This is a genomic window from Nocardioides sp. Leaf307 (assembly GCF_001423135.1).
In the GTDB taxonomy this organism is placed as follows: domain Bacteria; phylum Actinomycetota; class Actinomycetes; order Propionibacteriales; family Nocardioidaceae; genus Nocardioides; species Nocardioides kribbensis.
In genome coordinates this window covers 1,739,349-1,755,990 of sequence record NZ_LMNY01000001.1, presented here as the reverse complement: position 1 = coordinate 1,755,990, position 16,642 = coordinate 1,739,349, and the positions used below count along the sequence as shown (strand labels likewise).

The window sequence follows — 16,642 nt, the reverse complement described above, 5'->3', positions numbered from 1 at the left end:
GGCCGTGGCGGTCGACCTCGCCCGTGACGGGACGAGGCGTGGTGCGCGCGACCGGGTGGTGACCGGCGACGTCCGGCCCGCTCGCGGTGACCCCGTCGGCCGCGACCTCGACCTCGGCCCCGGGGGCCGCCCTCCTCCGGTGCGGGGGCGAGGACCTGTGGACAGGCCCCGCGGCGGCCTCCGCGTGCCCGGGGGCCCGCGTCGGCGGCCCCCCGGTCGGGGAGCGCTCAGAAGCTGAGCAGCGGGTCCAGCGCGACGGCCACGAAGAGCAGCGAGAGGTAGAGGTTCGAGGAGTGGAACAGCCGCATGGGCTGGATCACGCTCAGGTCCTCGGTGCCGCGCGTGCGACTCCACATGCGGTGGGCCTCGAGCAGGAAGACCGCGCCGAGCACAGCGGCCGCGGCGGGGTAAAACGGGCCCGTGCCGGCCACGGGCCACAGCAGCAGCGAGGTGGCGACCATGACCCAGCTGTAGAGCACGATCTGGCGGCCGACCTCACGGGCCGGCTTGACCACCGGCAGCATCGGGACGTCGACGTGGGCGTAGTCCTCGCGGTAGCGCAGGGCCAGCGCCCAGGTGTGGGGAGGGGTCCAGAAGAAGACGACCATGAAGAGCACGACCGGCGTCCACGACAGCGACCCGGTCACCGCGGTCCAGCCGATGAGGGTCGGGAAGCACCCCGCGATGCCGCCCCAGACGATGTTCTGGGTCGTGCGCCGCTTGAGCAGCATGGTGTAGCCGAAGACGTAGAACGCGATGGCGGTCACCGACAGCAGCGCCGAGAGCGCGTTGACCCCGAGGTAGAGGATCACGGTCGACAGCACGCCGAGCACGGTGCCGAACACCAGCGCCGAGCGCGGGGTCACGATGTGACGGGGCAGCGCGCGGCGGCGGGTGCGGCGCATCTGCTCGTCGATGTCGCGGTCGTAGACGCAGTTGAACACCGAGGCCGAGCCGGCCGAGAAGGTGCCGCCCAGGACCGTCCAGACGACCAGTCCCAGCTCCGGAACGCCGCGGGCGGCGTAGAACATCACCGGCACGGTGGTCAGCAGCAGCAGCTCGATCACCCGGGGCTTGGTGAGACCGACGTACGCCGCCACCACGTCCCGCCAGGTCGCGCGGCCGTCGGGGGCCGCGCCGCCGGCGGGGTCTGCGCCCTGCTGCCCTGCGGCAGAGGCCGACTGGCCGACATGCGTCACGGAGGTCCTCGGGGTGGGTGGGGGCGCTCGGGGCGGAGGGCCGACGGGCCACGGTCCACCAGCGCTGGTGCCGGTAGGAGTCTACCGCCGGGGGTGAGTAGGCTCGGAATCGCCTGCGCGACCTCGCTGTTGAGGCACGTGTCGACCCGCTCCTCGCGGTGTCGGCGCCCCCGAATCCCGCCGGAAGGACCCTTGTGAGCACTACCCCCGCCCTGGACTGGACCGAGCTGGACGCGAAGGCGGTCGACACCGCGCGCGTGCTGGCGATGGACTCCGTGCAGAAGGTCGGCAACGGCCACCCCGGCACCGCGATGAGCCTCGCGCCGGTGGCCTACCTGCTCTTCCAGAAGGTCATGCGCCACGACCCGGCCGACCCCGAGTGGATCGCCCGCGACCGCTTCGTGCTCTCGTGCGGCCACTCCTCCATCACGCTCTACACGCAGCTCTTCCTCGGCGGCTTCGGCCTGGAGGTCGAGGACCTGAAGGCCCTGCGCACCTGGGGCTCCAAGACCCCCGGCCACCCCGAGCTCGGCCACACCGCCGGCGTCGAGGTCACCACCGGGCCCCTGGGCCAGGGTGTCGCCAACGCCGTCGGCATGGCCATGTCGGCCCGGCGCGTGCACGGCCTGCTCGACGCCGACGCCGCCCCCGGCGAGGGCCTCTTCGACCACCACGTCTACGCGCTGTGCAGCGACGGCGACCTCCAGGAGGGCGTGAGCGGCGAGGCCTCCTCGATCGCCGGCACCCAGGAGCTCGGCAACCTCACGGTCATCTACGACCGCAACCGGATCTCGATCGAGGGCGACACCGACATCGCCTTCACCGAGGACGTCGCGAAGCGCTACGAGGCCTACGGCTGGCACGTGCAGAACGTCGACTGGACCCACGGCGGCGCGGAGTACGCCGAGGACGTGCCGGCCCTGCACGACGCGGTCGTCGCGGCCCGCGAGGTGACCGACAAGCCCTCGCTCATCGTGCTCGACACGATCATCGCCTGGCCGGCCCCGTCGGCCCAGGGCACCGAGAAGGCCCACGGCAGCGCCCTGGGCGACGAGGAGGTCGCGGCCACCAAGAAGGTGCTCGGCTGGGACCCCGAGCAGCGCTTCGAGGTGCCCGCCGACGTGCTCGAGCACACCCGTGGCCTGCGTCAGCGCGGCGCCGCGTGGGGCGAGGAGTGGGACGAGCGCTACCGCGCCTGGGCCGAGGCCCACCCCGAGCGCGCCACCCTGCTGCACCGCCTGAAGTCGCGCAGCCTGCCCGAGGGCCTCGCCGACGCGCTGCCGGTCTTCCCCGCCGACGCCAAGGGTGTCGCCACCCGCTCGGCCTCCGGCAAGGTCATCAACGCCGTCGCGGCGCGCATGCCCGAGCTGTGGGGCGGCTCGGCCGACCTGGCCGGCTCCAACAACACCACCATCGAGGACGCCCCGTCCTTCCTGCCCGTGAGCCGCGACACCGAGGACTGGAAGGCCGACCCCCACCAGGGCCGCGTGCTCCACTTCGGCATCCGCGAGCACGGCATGGGCGCGATCATGAACGGCATCGCCGCCGACAAGCTGACCCGCGTCTTCGGCGGCACGTTCCTCACCTTCTCCGACTACATGCGCGGGGCGGTGCGCGTGGCGGCGCTGAGCAAGCTGCCCGTCACCTACGTGTGGACCCACGACTCCATCGGTCTCGGCGAGGACGGCCCCACCCACCAGCCGATCGAGCACCTGGCCGCGCTGCGGGCCATGCCGGGCCTCGACGTCGTCCGCCCGGCCGACGCCAACGAGACCGCCGCGGCGTGGCTGCACATCCTCGGCCGCACCGACACCCCCGCCGCGCTGGCGCTGACCCGGCAGAACGTGCCGGTCTTCCCCCGCGGGGAGGACGGCTTTGCCGGCGCCGAGGGCGTGACCCGCGGCGGCTACGTGCTGCTCGAGGCCGAGGGCGGCGTGCCCGACGTCGTGCTGATCGGCACCGGCTCGGAGGTCCAGGTCGCGGTCGCGGCGCGCGAGCTCCTCGCCGCCGACGGCATCAAGGCCCGCGTCGTCTCCATGCCCTGCGTGGAGTGGTTCGAGGAGCAGGACGAGGCCTACCGCGAGACCGTCATCCCCACCACGGTCAAGGCCCGCGTCTCCGTCGAGGCCGGCGTGAGGCAGGGCTGGCGCGAGTACGTCGGCGACCACGGTCGCATCGTCTCCATCGACCAGTACGGCGCCTCGGCCGACTACCAGCGCATCTACGACGAGTACGGCATCACCGGCGAGGCCGTGGCCAACGCCGCGCGCGACAGCTTCCGCACCGTCACGGGCTCCTGAGCGCGCGAGCGCCCACCCCGCACCCGACCACCCGGCAGCAGCCGGCCCCACCCGGCGCCACCCGGCACCGCCCAGCACAGGGAGAAACCCATGAGTGATCGTCTGAAGGCCCTCGCCGACGCGGGGGTGTCCATCTGGCTCGACGACCTGTCGCGCGAGCGCATCGAGAGCGGCAACCTGGCCGAGCTCGTCAAGGACAGCTCGGTGGTCGGCGTGACCACCAACCCGACCATCTTCGCCGGCGCCATCGCCGACGGCGAGCGCTACGACGAGCAGGTCGGGCGCCTGGTCGCCGAGGGCCACGACGTCGACAAGGTGATCTTCGAGCTCACGACCGAGGACGTCCGCAACGCCTGCGACGTGCTGGCCCCCGTGGCCGACGGCTCCTCCTCCGACGGCCGGGTCTCGATCGAGGTCGAGCCCGACCTCGCCAACGACACCGCCGGCACCATCGCCTCGGCGCAGGCCCTCTGGGCCGCGGTCGACCGCCCCAACGCGCTCATCAAGATCCCCGCCACGAAGGAGGGCCTGCCGGCCATCACCGCGGCGATCGCCCAGGGCATCAGCGTCAACGTGACCCTGATCTTCGGCGAGCAGCGCTACCGCGAGGTCATGGACGCCTACCTCACCGGCCTCGAGCAGGCCCGCGACGCCGGGCTCGACCTCGCCTCGATCCAGTCGGTGGCGTCGTTCTTCGTCTCCCGCGTCGACTCCGAGGTCGACTCACGCCTGGAGGCGATCGGCTCCGAGGAGGCCCTCGCCCTGCGCGGCGAGGCCGCGGTCGCCAACGCCCGCCTGGCCTACGCCGCCTTCGAGGAGGTGCACGCCAGCGACCGGTGGAAGCAGCTCGCCGACGCCGGCGCCCACGCCCAGCGCCCGCTGTGGGCCTCGACCGGCGTGAAGAACCCGGACTACTCCGACACCCTCTACGTCACCGACCTGGTGGTCGCCGGCACCGTCAACACCATGCCGGAGAAGACCATGCAGGCCTTCGCCGACCACGGCGAGGTCGAGGGCGACAAGGTCAGCGGCCGCAAGGCCGAGGCCGAGCAGGTCTTCGCCTCGCTGGCCTCGGTCGGGATCGACTTCGAGGACGTGCTCGTCGTGCTCGAGCACGAGGGCGTCGACAAGTTCAAGAAGTCGTGGACCGAGCTGGTCGAGACCGTGAAGGGCCAGATGCAGCAGGCCGCGAAGTGACGGCCTGGAGCACCGCCGAGGGCCCCGGCTTCTCCCTGGTCCTCGGCTACCGCGACGAGCGGGCCTACGCCGACCTCGTGCAGCAGCTGGTGACCGACCGGGTCGCCTCCGGCATCGCCGGGCGCGACCGGACCCTGTGGGGCCCGGCCGCCGAGGACGAGGCCGACAAGCGGCTCGCCTGGGTCTCGCTGTCCACCGAGTCGCGGGGCCTGGTCGACGACATCGCCGCGCTCCAGGTCGAGCACCGCGAGGCCGGGCTCTCCCGGGTCGTGCTGTGCGGCATGGGCGGCTCCTCGCTGGCCCCCGAGGTCATCTGCGCCGAGGCGGGCGTCGAGCTGGTCGTCCTGGACTCCTCCGACCCCGACTTCGTGCGCGCCGCCCTCGAGGACCGGCTCGCCGAGACCGTGGTCGTCGTGTCGTCGAAGTCCGGCGGCACGGTGGAGACCGACAGCCAGCGGCGCGCCTTCGAGAAGGCCTTCGCCGACGCCGGGATCGACCCCGCCACGCGGATCGTGGTCGTGACCGACCCCGGCTCGCCCCTGGAGGAGTCGGCGCGCGACGCGGGCTACCGTGTGTTCCTGGCCGACCCCGAGGTCGGCGGGCGCTACTCCGCGCTCACGGCCTTCGGTCTCGTGCCCAGCGGCCTGGCCGGCGCCGACATCGCGCGGTTGCTCGACCAGGCCGAGGCGGTGCGCCCGGCGCTGGAGGCCGACGGGGTCGACAACCCCGGCCTGCGGCTCGGCGCGCTGCTCGGTGCGGCCAACCTCGCGGGGGCCGACAAGCTGGTGCTGGCCGACGCGGGGTCGACGTACCCCGGCTTCGGCGACTGGGCCGAGCAGCTCGTGGCCGAGTCGACGGGCAAGGACGGCAAGGGCATCCTCCCGGTCGTCGTGGGCTCCGTCGCCGCGCCGAACTTCTCCCCCTCGGGCGCCGACGGGGTGCTCGTGACCTTCGGTCCCGACGCCGCGGCGGCCGAGGCCGCCCGACCGGCCTCCGGCTGGGGCGCCCACGTCGACGCCGGTCTCGGCGCACAGATGCTGCTGTGGGAGTACGCCACCGCCGTCGCCGGACGCGTCATCGGCATCAACCCCTTCGACCAGCCCGACGTGGAGAGCGCCAAGGCCGCGGCCCGCGAGATGCTCGACGGCGGGGGGGCCTCCCCCACGCCGGTCTTCGTCGACGGGCCCGTGTCGGTCTACGCCAGCGAGGGCTGGCTGCCCGAGGGCACCACGACCGTGGCGGACGCCGTGGAGGCGCTGCTGGGCCACCTCGACGGCGAGCACGGGTACGTCGCGGTCCAGGCCTACCTCGACCGCCACCGCGACGCCGCCCTCGCCGACGTGCGCGACGCGCTGGCCGAGCGCACCGGCCGGCCGGTGACCTTCGGGTGGGGCCCGCGCTTCCTGCACTCGACCGGGCAGTACCACAAGGGCGGACCCGACACCGGCGTCTACGTCCAGGTCACCGGCGACCCCGTCGCCGACCTGGCGGTGCCGGACCGTCCCTTCACGTTCCACGAGTTCCTCACCGCCCAGGCCGTCGGCGACGGCAGCGTGCTGGCCGACAAGGGGCGCCCGGTGCTGCGCCTGCACGTGACGGGCCCCGGGGAGCTGGGCGCGGTCAGCGAGGCCCTGCGGTGAGCACCGAGCCGCGGGTCGAGGTGCACGACGACCCCCGGGTCCTCGCCACCGCCGTGGCCGGCGAGCTGCTGGGCCGTCTGGCCGACGCCCAGCGTGCCGGCCGGGTCCCGCAGGTCGTGCTGACCGGCGGCACCATCGCCGGGCACGTGCACGAGGCGGTGGCCCAGCTGGCGCCGGCGTCCGAGGTCGACTGGTCCCGGGTCGTGCTGTGGTGGGGCGACGAGCGCTTCGTGGCCCCCGACTCCGAGGAGCGCAACGCGGGAGCCGCACGGCGCGCCTTCGTCGACGCCGTGGGGGTGCCCGAGGAGCAGGTCCACGAGATGCCCTCGACGTCCGACGCCGACGACGTCGAGGCCGCCGCCGAGGCCTACGCCGCGACCTTCGCCGCGCACGGCGCCGACGAGCTCGAGGTGGTCATGCTCGGCATGGGCCCCGACGGGCACGTGGCCTCGCTCTTCCCGGGCCAGGCCGCGCTCGCGGTCGACGACCGCGACGTCGTGGCCGTCCCCGACTCCCCCAAGCCGCCGCCGCAGCGGGTCTCGCTCACCTTCCCGGCCCTGCGCCGCGCCCGCGCGGTGTGGTTCCTGGTGAGCGGCGAGGCCAAGGCCGACGCCGTGGCGCAGGCCCTCGGCGACGCAGCCGTGGAGCAGATCCCCGCCGTCGGGGTCTCCGGACGCGAGGAGACCACCTGGTTCCTCGACCGCGAGGCCGCCTCCGCCGTCTGAGCCGGCGCGTGCGACCGAGGCACGCGACACACGGAAGGCCGGCCGCTCCCCTCGGGAGCGGCCGGCCTCCTGCTCTGCGTGGGCCCGCGGCGCGGGCTCAGAAGATCAGGTCGCCCGACTTGCGACGGCGGCGCAGCAGCGAGAGCGCCTCGTCGAGGATGTCGGCGGCCTCCTGGTCGGAGCGCCGCTCCTTCACGTAGGCCAGGTGGGTCTTGTAGGGCTCGATCTTGGTCGCCGGCGGGGCGTTCTCGGAGTCGCGCCCGGCGGGCAGACCGCACTTGGGGCAGTCCCAGGAGTCGGGCACCGTCGCCTCGACCGAGAAGGTCACGACCGAACTGTGGGCGTGGGAGCAGAAGTACGTCACCGCCTGTCGCGGCGCCGCCTCACCCCGCTCGGCCTCGCCCATCGGGCCGGCGCCGACCCGGCTGCCACGAATAGCGTTCCCTGCTCCAGCCATGTGCGGTCTCCTCAGCTCTCGGGGTCAGGCCTGGTAGGCCAGCAGCAGGCCCAGGGCGATCACGGTGGCGAACCAGATGATGCCGATGCCGACCGTCAGCCGGTCGAGGTTGCGCTCGGCGACCGACGAGCCCCCCAGCGAGCTGGAGACGCCGCCGCCGAACATGTCGGACATGCCGCCTCCGCGGCCCTTGTGCAGCAGGACGAGCAGGATCATCAGCGCGCTCGTGATGACCAGGACGATGGTGAAGACTAGATCCACAGTCGGGAATCCTACGTCACGCGAGCCGGGTCACAGGACCGGCATGTCGGAGAAGCGGCAGATGCCGCTGAACTCGTCGACCTGCAGGCTCGCGCCGCCCACGAGGGCGCCGTCGACGTCGTCCTTGGCCATGATCCCCGCGACGTTGCCGGCCTTGACCGAGCCGCCGTAGAGCACCCGCAGACCGTCGGCCGCGGCGTCGCCGTGGACCTCGCGCACCCGGGCCCGGATCGCCCCGCAGACCTCCTGGGCGTCCTCGGGGGTGGCGACCTCGCCGGTGCCGATGGCCCAGACCGGCTCGTAGGCCACGACCAGCCCGGCGACCTGCTCGGCGGTGAAGCCCGCGAGCGAGCCGTCGACCTGGGCGAGGGTGTGCGCGACGTGCTCCCCGGCGCGACGCACCTCGAGGCCCTCGCCCACGCACACGATCGGGACCATGCCGGCGGCGTGCGCCTTGTGGGCCTTGGTGTTGACCACGGCGTCAGTCTCGCCGTGGTGCTCGCGGCGCTCGGAGTGCCCCACGACGACGTAGGAGCAGCCGAGCTTGGCCAGCATCGCGGCCGAGATCTCACCGGTGAAGGCGCCGGAGTCCTGGGTGGAGACGTCCTGGGCGCCGTAGCGCACGGAGAGGCGGTCGCCGTCGACCAGGGTCTGGACCGAGCGCAGGTCGGTGAAGGGCGGCACCACGACGACCTCGACCTCGCTGAAGTCGTGGCGCTTGTCCTGCAGCGTCCAGGCCAGCTTCTGGACCAGGACCACCGCTTCCTGGTGGTTGAGGTTCATCTTCCAGTTGCCCGCCATGAGCGGGGTGCGTGTCGTGGGCACGGTTCAGTCCTCCAGGACGTCGATGCCGGGGAGCGTCTTGCCCTCGAGGTACTCGAGGCTCGCGCCGCCGCCGGTGGAGATGTGGCCGAAGGCCGACTCGTCGAAGCCGAGCGTGCGCACCGCCGCGGCGGAGTCACCCCCGCCGACCACCGAGAGGCCCTCGACCTCGGTCAGTGCCTGGGCGACCGCGCGTGTGCCGTCGGAGAACTCCGCGACCTCGAAGACGCCCATCGGGCCGTTCCAGAACACGGTGCGCGCCCCGGAGAGCGCCGCCGCGAAGTCGGCCGCCGAGGCGGGGCCGATGTCGAGGCCCAGGCAGTCGGCCGGGATCGCCGTGGCGGCGACCACCCTGGGCTGCGGGGTGGCCTCGCCGGTCGGGAAGGTCGTGTCGACCACGATGTCACCGGGCAGGAGGATCTCCACGCCCGACTCCGCGGCCCGCGCGAGGTACTCCCGGCAGGTGTCGAGCTGGTCCTGCTCCAGCAGGCTCTTGCCGACCTCGTGGCCCTGGGCCGCGAGGAAGGTGAAGACCATGCCGCCGCCGATGAGGAGCTTGTCGGCCTTGCCCAGCAGGTTGTCGATCACCCCGAGCTTGTCGGAGACCTTGGAGCCGCCGAGCACCACGACGTAGGGGCGCTCCGGGGTGTCGGTGAGCCGGCGCAGCACGTCGATCTCGGTGGCGACCAGGTCACCCATGGCGTGGGGCAGCAGCTGGGCGACGTCGTAGACGCTGGCCTGCTTGCGGTGCACCACACCGAACCCGTCGGAGACGAAGGCGTCGGCGAGCCCGGCGAGCTGCTCGGCGAACTCCCGCCGCTCGGCGTCGTCCTTGCTGGTCTCGCCGGCGTTGAACCGCACGTTCTCCAGCAGGGCGACCTCGCCGTCCTCGAGCCCGGCCACGGTGGAGCGGGCGCTCTCACCGACGGTGTCGGTGGCGAAGGCGACCTCGGCGCCGAGCAGCTCGCCGAGCCGCTCGGCCACCGGGGCCAGCGAGTAGCGCTGCTCGGGGGCACCCTTCGGGCGGCCGAGGTGCGCGGTCACCACCACCCGCGCGCCGGCCTCGGCCAGCGAGCGGATGGTGGGGACGCTGGCGCGGATGCGGCCGTCGTCGGTGATGCGCTGCTGGTCGGCGTCGCCCTCGAGCGGGACGTTGAGGTCGGAGCGGACCAGGACCCGCTTGCCCCGCAGGTCACCGAGGGAGGAGAGGTCGCTCACGTCAGAGGGTCTCGCCGATGTAGCCGATGAGGTCGACGAGGCGGTTGGAGTAGCCCCACTCGTTGTCGTACCAGCCGACGACCTTCACCTGGTTGCCGATGACCTTGGTCAGCGGGGCGTCGAAGATGCACGACGCGGGGTCGGTGACGATGTCGCTGGAGACGATCGGGTCGGTGGAGTACTTCAGGAAGCGGCCGTCGGCGGCCTTCTCGATGATCGCGTTGACCTCCTCCACCGTGGTCTCGCGCGAGGCCTCGAAGGTCAGGTCGGTGGCCGAGCCGGTGGGCACGGGCACGCGCAGGGCGTAGCCGTCGAGCTTGCCCTTGAGCTCGGGCAGCACCAGGCCGATCGCCTTGGCCGCACCGGTCGAGGTCGGCACCACGTTGAGGGCCGCGGCGCGGGCGCGACGCAGGTCCTTGTGGATGTTGTCCTGGAGGTTCTGGTCGGCGGTGTAGGCGTGGATGGTCGTCATCAGACCCTTGACGATGCCGAGGTCGTCGTTGAGGGCCTTGGCCATCGGGCCCAGGCAGTTGGTGGTGCACGAGGCGTTGGAGATGACGTGGTGCTGCGCGGCGTCGTAGTCGGTGTGGTTGACGCCCATCACGACAGTGATGTCCTCGTTGGAGGCCGGCGCCGAGATGATGACCTTCTTGGCCCCGGCGTCGAGGTGGCCCTTGGCCTTGGTGGCGTCGGTGAAGAAGCCGGTCGACTCGACCACGACGTCGACGCCGATCTCGCCCCACTTGAGGTCGGCGGGGTTGCGCTCGGCGAAGGCGTGGATCTCGGTGCCTCCGACGACGATCGCGGAGTCGGTGCTGGAGACGTCGGCGTCGAGGCGGCCCAGGATCGAGTCGTACTTCAGCAGGTGGGCGAGCACCGCGTTGTCGGTGAGGTCGTTGACCCCCACGATCTCGATGTCGGCGCCCGAGGCGCGGACGGCGCGGAAGAAGTTGCGGCCGATGCGGCCGAAACCGTTGATGCCTACGCGAACGGTCACGGGTGGAGCTCCTGCTCTGGAGAGGACGGTGTACTCGGGTGGATCAGGGATGGTTCGGCGTGGTGGATCAGCTCTGCGGGCACGTCGGCCGGGACGGCGTGACGGCCGCCGTCGACCCTAGCGGGTGGCGACCCCGGCGGCGCCGAGCGTCCCGTCGTACGTGCCGGTAACCGTGGGGGCGCACGGACGGTGCTGCTCAGCCCTCGTCGGCGAGCATGTCGGGGGTCAGTGAGGCCTCGGTGTCGGGGATGCCGAGCTCCTCGGCCCGCTTGTCGGCCATCGCGAGCAGCCGCCGGATGCGCCCGGCGATGGCGTCCTTGGTGAGCACCGGCTCGTGGAGCTGCCCCAGCTCCTCCAGGGAGGCCTGCTTGTGCTCGAGGCGCAGGGTGCCGGCCATCTTGAGGTGGTCGGGCACCTCGTCGCCGAGGATCTCCATCGCACGGTCGACCCGGGCACCGGCGGCCACGGCCGCACGCGCCGAGCGGCGCAGGTTGGCGTCGTCGAAGTTGGCGAGGCGGTTGGCGGTGGCACGCACCTCCCGGCGCATGCGGCGCTCCTCCCAGGCCATGAGCGACTCGTGGGCGCCCAGGCGGGTCAGCAGCTGCCCGATGGCGTCACCGTCGCGGATCACCACGCGGTCGACGCCGCGCACCTCGCGGGCCTTGGCCTGGATGCCCAGGCGGCGGGCGACGCCGACGAGTGCGAGCGCCGCCTCGGGCCCCGGGCAGGTGACCTCCAGCGACGAGGACCGCCCGGGCTCGGTGAGCGAGCCGTGGGCCAGGAAGGCCCCGCGCCACGAGGCCACGGCGTCGCAGCCGCCACCGGCGACGACCGCCGGGGGCAGACCGCGCACGGGCCGTCCGCGCTGGTCGAGCAGGCCGGTCTGGCGGGCCAGCGACTCGCCGTCGCGCACCACCCGCACGATGTAGCGGCTGCCCTTGCGGATGCCGTTGCCCTGCACCATCACCACGTCGGAGGCGTGGCCGTAGACCTCCGCGATGTCCTTGCGCAGCCGGCGGGCCGCGGCGCCGGTGTCGAGCTCGGCCTCCACGACGATCCGCCCGCTCACGATGTGCAGGCCGCCCGCGAAGCGGAGCATCGAGGCGACCTCGGCCTTGCGGCAGCAGGTCTTGGTGATCTGGGTGCTGGCCAGCTCGGCCTTCACCTGTGCCGTCATCGCCATGGGCCGATCCTCGCACGCGAGTCAATCACCGCGGGCACCGGGACGAGGGCCCCCGACGACTCAGGAGTCGGCCATCACGGTCTCGAAGCAGGCCGCCAGGCGGTCGGGGTCGTGACGTGGGGAACCGTCCTCGTGGGCCACGTCGCCGACCACGAGACGGGCTCCGTGGGCGGCCACCTGCTGCTCGAGGAGCGCCCGCTCGCCGGGCTCGTCGCCCAGCTGGCGGGCGTCGGCCAGCACCGTGTGGATGCGCAGGTCGGGAGCGTGCTCGGCGAGCACCGCCAGGTGGTCCACCGGTCCGAAGCCGCCGGTCTCCCCCGGCTGCTCGGCGAGGTTGAGCACGACCACGACCCGCGCCTCGGTCTCGACGAGCGCCCGCCGCAGGTCGGGCACCATCAGGTGCGGGATGACGGAGGTGAACCACGAGCCGGGGCCAAGCACGACCCAGTCGGCGGCGCGCACGGCGGCGACCGCCTCCGGGCAGGCCTCGGGGGCCGGCGGGTCGAGGTCGACCGCCGTGATGGCACCGGCGGTCGTCGCGACCTCGACCTGGCCGCGCACCGTGGTGAGGGCGTCGGGCGCGCCCGGGTCGAGGCCGCGCACGCGCGCGGTGATGTCCATGGGCGTCAGCGCCATCGGCAGCACGCGCCCGGAGGCGCCGAGCAGCCGACCGACCCAGTCGAGGGCCTGCACGTGGTCGCCGAGCAGCTCCCAGAGGGTCACGATGAGCAGGTTGCCGGTGACGTGGCCGCGCATCTCGCCGTCGCCGGCGTAGCGGTGCTGCAGCACCCTCGACCAGGTCGCACCCCACTCGTCGTCACCGCACAGCGCGGCGAGGGCCATGCGCAGGTCGCCCGGGGGCAGCACGCCGAACTCGCCGCGCAGGCGGCCCGAGGAGCCTCCGTTGTCGGCGACCGTGACCACGGCGGTGAGGTCGTCGACGACCAGCTCCCCCACCAGGCGCCGCAGCGCCTGCAGGGAGGCGAAGAGCCCGTGGCCGCCGCCGAGGGCGACCACCGACTGGGCGCGGTCGTGATCGCGGCGCGACGGGGGCGTCACTCGCGCCCCAGGTCGCGGTGGGTCGCGGTGGCGTCGAGCCCGGCCTCGACCAGGCGCCGGGTGGCCTCCTCCGTCATCGCCACGCTGCGGTGCTTGCCGCCGGTGCACCCGATGGCCACGCGCATGAAGCGCTTGCCCTCGCGCAGGTAGCCCTCGGCCACCCCGGCGAGCAGGGGGACGTAGGCGTCGAGGAACTCCTCGGCCCCGTCGCGGGACAGCACGTAGCCCGCGACCTCGGGGTCGCGCCCCGTGCCCGGACGCAGCTCGGGGATCCAGTGGGGGTTGGGCAGGAAGCGCATGTCGGCGACGAAGTCGGCGTCGACGGGGATGCCGTACTTGAAGCCGAAGCTGATGACCCGGATGCGCAGCGCCGTGGAGTCGGGGGTGCCGAAGGCCTCCGAGATCCGGGCCGTGAGCTGGTGGACGTTGAGCGCGGAGGTGTCGATGAGCAGGTCGGCGTCGCCGCGCAGGTCGGCCAGCACCTCGCGCTCGCGCTGCAGCCCGTCGAGCAGGCGACCCGAGCCCTGCAGCGGGTGGGGGCGGCGCGCGGCCTCCTGACGTCGCACGAGCACCTCGTCGGTGGCCTCGAGGAAGACCAGGGTGGTGCGCCGGCCCACCGAGTCGTGGGCGAGGTTGGCCCGCAGCGAGGCGAAGAACGACCCCGAGCGCACGTCGACCACCACCGCGATCGGCTGGCTGAGGCCCTGGCTGTCGTCGACGAGGCGCACCACCTCGCGCACCAGGCTCGGCGGGAGGTTGTCGACGACGAAGTAGCCGAGGTCCTCCAGCTCCTTGGCCGCGGTGCTGCGGCCTGCCCCCGTCATGCCGGTGACGACCACCAGCTCGCCCCGCTCGGGACCGACCTGCTCCATCACGACTCCTCGATGATCTCGCCCGTGGCGGTGTTGACGCTGTAGGTCGGGCCGGCGCCGGGCGCGGCGGTGCCCCCGCCGCCCCCGTCGCCGACCTTGGTGCCGCCCTTGGCCGACGCCGCGGCCACGGCGTCCTTGATGGCCGCAGCCGTGCGCGGGCCGATGCCCGGCACGGTGGCGATCTCCTCCACCTCGGCCTCGCGCAGCTTCTTCAGCGACCCGAAGTGCTTCATCAGGGTCTTGCGCCGCACCTCCCCCAGCCCGGGCACGTCGTCGAGGGCGCTCTCGACCATGCTCTTGGAGCGTCGGGAGCGGTGGTGGTTGATGGCGAAGCGGTGGGCCTCGTCGCGGATCCGCTGGAGCAGGTAGAGACCCTCGGAGGAGCGGGCCAGGATGACCGGGTCCTCCTGGGCCGGCAGCCAGACCTCCTCCAGCCGCTTGGCCAGGCCGCAGACGGGGATGTCGTCGATCCCGAGCTCGTCGAGGGCCCGCTGGGCGGCCGCCACCTGGGGCGGCCCGCCGTCGACGACGACGAGGCCGGGGGCGTAGGCGAACTTGCGCGGACGGCCGGTCTCGGGGTCGACCAGCATCGGGCCGCTGGAGGGATCGCCCGCGTCGCCGGGACGCACCTCGGAGCGGGCCTGCTCGTCGAGCAGCCGGCGGAAGCGCCGGGTGATGACCTCGTGCATCGAGGCCACGTCGTTCTGGCCGTCGACGCCCTTGATGACGAAGCGGCGGTACTCGCCCTTGCGGCTGAGCCCGTCCTCGAAGACCACCATCGAGGCCACCACCTCGGTGCCCTGGAGGTTGGAGACGTCGTAGCACTCGATGCGCAGCGGCACGTCGTCGAGGTCGAGGGCGTCCTGGATCTCCTCCAGCGCACGGTTGCGGGTGGTGAGGTCGCTGGCGCGCTTGGTCTTGTGCAGCGCCAGCGACTGCCGGGCGTTGCTGGCCACGGTCTCCTGCAGCGTCTTCTTGTCGCCGCGCTGCGGCACCCGGATCTGCACCTTGCCGCCGCGCAGGTCGCCGAGCAGCTCCTCGAAGGTGGCCAGGTCGGGCGGGAGCGCCGGCACCAGGATCTCGCGCGGGATCGCGTCGCCCTGCGCGTCGCGGTCGGCGCCGGCGTAGAGCTGGAGCAGGAAGTCGTCGACCAGCTCGGCGGTGCCGCCCTCGTCGACGCGGTCGGCGACCCAGCCCCGCTGGCCGCGGATCCGGCCGCCGCGCACGTAGAAGACCTGCACCGCCACCTCGAGGGGGTCCTCGGCGAAGGCGATGACGTCGGCGTCGGCGCCGTCGCCCAGCACGACGGCCTGCTTCTCCAGCGCCCGCTGCATCGCCCCGAGGTCGTCGCGCAGCCGAGCCGCCTTCTCGAAGTCCATCGCGTCGGAGGCGGCGTACATCTCCTTCTCGATGCGACGCGTGAAGGGCCGGGTCTGCCCGCCCATGAAGTCGCAGAAGTCGTCGACGATCGCGCGGTGCTCGTCCGCGCTGACCTTGCCCACGCAGGGCGCGGAGCACTTGTCGATGTAGCCCAGCAGGCAGGGGCGCCCGATCTGGGCGGAGCGCTTGAAGACGCCGTTGCTGCACGAGCGCATCGGGAAGACCCGCAGCAGGATGTCGACGGTCTCGCGGATGGCCCAGGCGTGGCTGTAGGGGCCGAAGTACCGCGTGCCGCGTCGCTTGGCGCCGCGCCCGACCATCACCCGGGGGTACTCCTCGCCGACGGTGACGGCCAGCCAGGGGTAGGACTTGTCGTCGCGGTACTTCACGTTGAAGCGCGGGTCGTACTCCTTGATCCAGGAGTACTCCAACTGGAGCGCCTCGACCTCGGTGTTGACCACCGTCCACTCCACCCCGGCGGCGGTGGTGACCATCGTGGCCGTGCGCTGGTGGAGGTTGGCGATGTCCTGGAAGTACGAGGAGAGCCGCGCGCGGAGGTTCTTGGCCTTGCCGACGTAGATCACCCTGCCGGCCGCGTCGCGGAACCGGTAGACCCCCGGCTGGGTGGGGATCGACCCCGGCTCGGGACGGTAGGACAGCGGGCCGCGGGAGGGTCGGGCGGATCGTGACGGCACGCCTCAACCCTACGGTCGCCCACCGACGGTCCACGCCGGCGGGCGCCCCGCGAGGCGACGGGGAGCGCCCGTCAGGCCAGCGTGACCTCGTCGCCCGACACCGTCACCGCGACCGCCGCCAGCGCCTCGGTGGCGGGGCCGTCGGTGGGCTCGCCGGTGTCGAGGGCGAAGACGCTGCCGTGACAGGTGCAGACGATGCCGTCGGCCGAGACCTGGGAGACCAGGCAGCCCTGGTGGGTGCACACCGCGGAGAAGGCCTTGAACTCCCCCTCGGTCGGCTGGGTGACCACGACCTCCTCCTCGGAGAGGATCGCGCCGCCCCCGACCGGCACGTCGGCGGTGGGGGTCAGGCTCGCGCCGGCCGGGAGGTCGGCGGCGGGGTCGCTGGCCGCCTCCTCCTCGCCGCCGCAGGCGGCCAGCACCGGGAGGGCCACCCCGATCCCCGCGACGCCGCCGAGGGCGCGGCGCCGGGTCAGGCCACCGCGGCGGGTGGTCGTGGTGGGGTCGAGGGTGCTCCCGGTGTCGGCGGGGGCGGGCTCGGTGCTGGTCATGGTCGTCGTCCTCTCGTGACGGCGGGTGGTTGAGCGCGAGGGTAGCCAGGCGGTCTGTGGAGCGGCTGAGGACCGACCCAGGGACC

The 16,642-nt window shown here is 73.1% G+C and carries 15 protein-coding genes; 4 read left to right on the top strand and 11 right to left on the bottom strand.

Annotated features, from left to right (window positions below; all coding sequences use genetic code 11):
* Positions 1-227: 227 nt before the first annotated feature.
* Complete coding sequence (locus ASF50_RS08030; protein WP_056903998.1) at positions 228-1,199, bottom strand: heme o synthase; 972 nt, start codon at positions 1,197-1,199, stop codon at positions 228-230.
* A 194-nt stretch (positions 1,200-1,393) separates the two neighbouring features.
* Between ASF50_RS08030 and tkt the strand changes: the two genes are divergently transcribed.
* The 4 genes from tkt (at position 1,394) to pgl (ending at position 7,061) form a co-directional block, all read left to right on the top strand.
* Positions 1,394-3,499, top strand: coding sequence for a transketolase (gene tkt / locus ASF50_RS08025; RefSeq protein WP_056903997.1), 2,106 nt, complete (start codon positions 1,394-1,396; stop codon positions 3,497-3,499).
* A gap of 90 nt (positions 3,500-3,589) precedes the next feature.
* Complete coding sequence (gene tal, locus ASF50_RS08020) at positions 3,590-4,696, top strand: transaldolase (RefSeq protein WP_056864341.1); 1,107 nt, start codon at positions 3,590-3,592, stop codon at positions 4,694-4,696.
* Positions 4,693-6,336 carry a glucose-6-phosphate isomerase gene (locus tag ASF50_RS08015; RefSeq protein WP_235557588.1) on the top strand — a complete coding sequence of 548 codons (1,644 nt, stop codon included), beginning with the start codon at positions 4,693-4,695 and terminating at the stop codon, positions 6,334-6,336. Before tal ends, ASF50_RS08015 begins: the two co-directional genes overlap by 4 nt.
* Positions 6,333-7,061: a 6-phosphogluconolactonase gene (gene pgl, locus ASF50_RS08010; RefSeq protein WP_056903996.1), complete on the top strand. Its 729-nt coding sequence runs from the start codon at positions 6,333-6,335 to the stop codon at positions 7,059-7,061. Before ASF50_RS08015 ends, pgl begins: the two co-directional genes overlap by 4 nt.
* 97 nt (positions 7,062-7,158) lie before the next feature.
* Here pgl and ASF50_RS08005 read toward each other — a convergent pair whose 3' ends face one another.
* The 10 genes from ASF50_RS08005 to ASF50_RS07960 all read right to left on the bottom strand — a co-directional run bounded on the left by ASF50_RS08005 (position 7,159) and on the right by ASF50_RS07960 (position 16,556).
* Positions 7,159-7,518: an RNA polymerase-binding protein RbpA gene (locus ASF50_RS08005; RefSeq protein ID WP_056864339.1), complete on the bottom strand. Its 360-nt coding sequence runs from the start codon at positions 7,516-7,518 to the stop codon at positions 7,159-7,161.
* A gap of 24 nt (positions 7,519-7,542) precedes the next feature.
* A complete protein-coding gene (gene secG / locus ASF50_RS08000) occupies positions 7,543-7,779 on the bottom strand; it encodes a preprotein translocase subunit SecG (RefSeq protein ID WP_056864338.1) in 237 nt (78 codons plus the stop codon).
* Positions 7,780-7,809: 30 nt separating this feature from the next.
* Positions 7,810-8,580, bottom strand: coding sequence for a triose-phosphate isomerase (gene tpiA, locus ASF50_RS07995; protein WP_056903995.1), 771 nt, complete (start codon positions 8,578-8,580; stop codon positions 7,810-7,812).
* A gap of 27 nt (positions 8,581-8,607) precedes the next feature.
* Positions 8,608-9,819 (bottom strand): phosphoglycerate kinase, encoded by a 1,212-nt coding sequence (locus ASF50_RS07990; protein ID WP_056903994.1) that lies wholly within the window; start codon positions 9,817-9,819, stop codon positions 8,608-8,610.
* Position 9,820: 1 nt separating this feature from the next.
* Entirely contained in the window at positions 9,821-10,816 is a 996-nt protein-coding gene (gene gap / locus ASF50_RS07985) for a type I glyceraldehyde-3-phosphate dehydrogenase (RefSeq protein ID WP_056864335.1), read from the bottom strand.
* Between the two features lie 196 nt (positions 10,817-11,012).
* Positions 11,013-11,999, bottom strand: coding sequence for a DNA-binding protein WhiA (gene whiA / locus ASF50_RS07980; RefSeq protein ID WP_056864334.1), 987 nt, complete (start codon positions 11,997-11,999; stop codon positions 11,013-11,015).
* Between the two features lie 60 nt (positions 12,000-12,059).
* Complete coding sequence (locus ASF50_RS07975; protein ID WP_056903993.1) at positions 12,060-13,058, bottom strand: gluconeogenesis factor YvcK family protein; 999 nt, start codon at positions 13,056-13,058, stop codon at positions 12,060-12,062.
* Positions 13,055-13,930, bottom strand: coding sequence for an RNase adapter RapZ (rapZ, locus tag ASF50_RS07970; RefSeq protein ID WP_056903992.1), 876 nt, complete (start codon positions 13,928-13,930; stop codon positions 13,055-13,057). The genes ASF50_RS07975 and rapZ overlap by 4 nt, the downstream gene beginning before the upstream one ends.
* Positions 13,930-16,005, bottom strand: coding sequence for an excinuclease ABC subunit UvrC (gene uvrC, locus ASF50_RS07965; protein ID WP_082502872.1), 2,076 nt, complete (start codon positions 16,003-16,005; stop codon positions 13,930-13,932). Before uvrC ends, rapZ begins: the two co-directional genes overlap by 1 nt.
* A gap of 71 nt (positions 16,006-16,076) precedes the next feature.
* Positions 16,077-16,556 carry a Rieske (2Fe-2S) protein gene (locus tag ASF50_RS07960; RefSeq protein ID WP_082502870.1) on the bottom strand — a complete coding sequence of 160 codons (480 nt, stop codon included), beginning with the start codon at positions 16,554-16,556 and terminating at the stop codon, positions 16,077-16,079.
* Positions 16,557-16,642 lie beyond the last annotated feature (86 nt).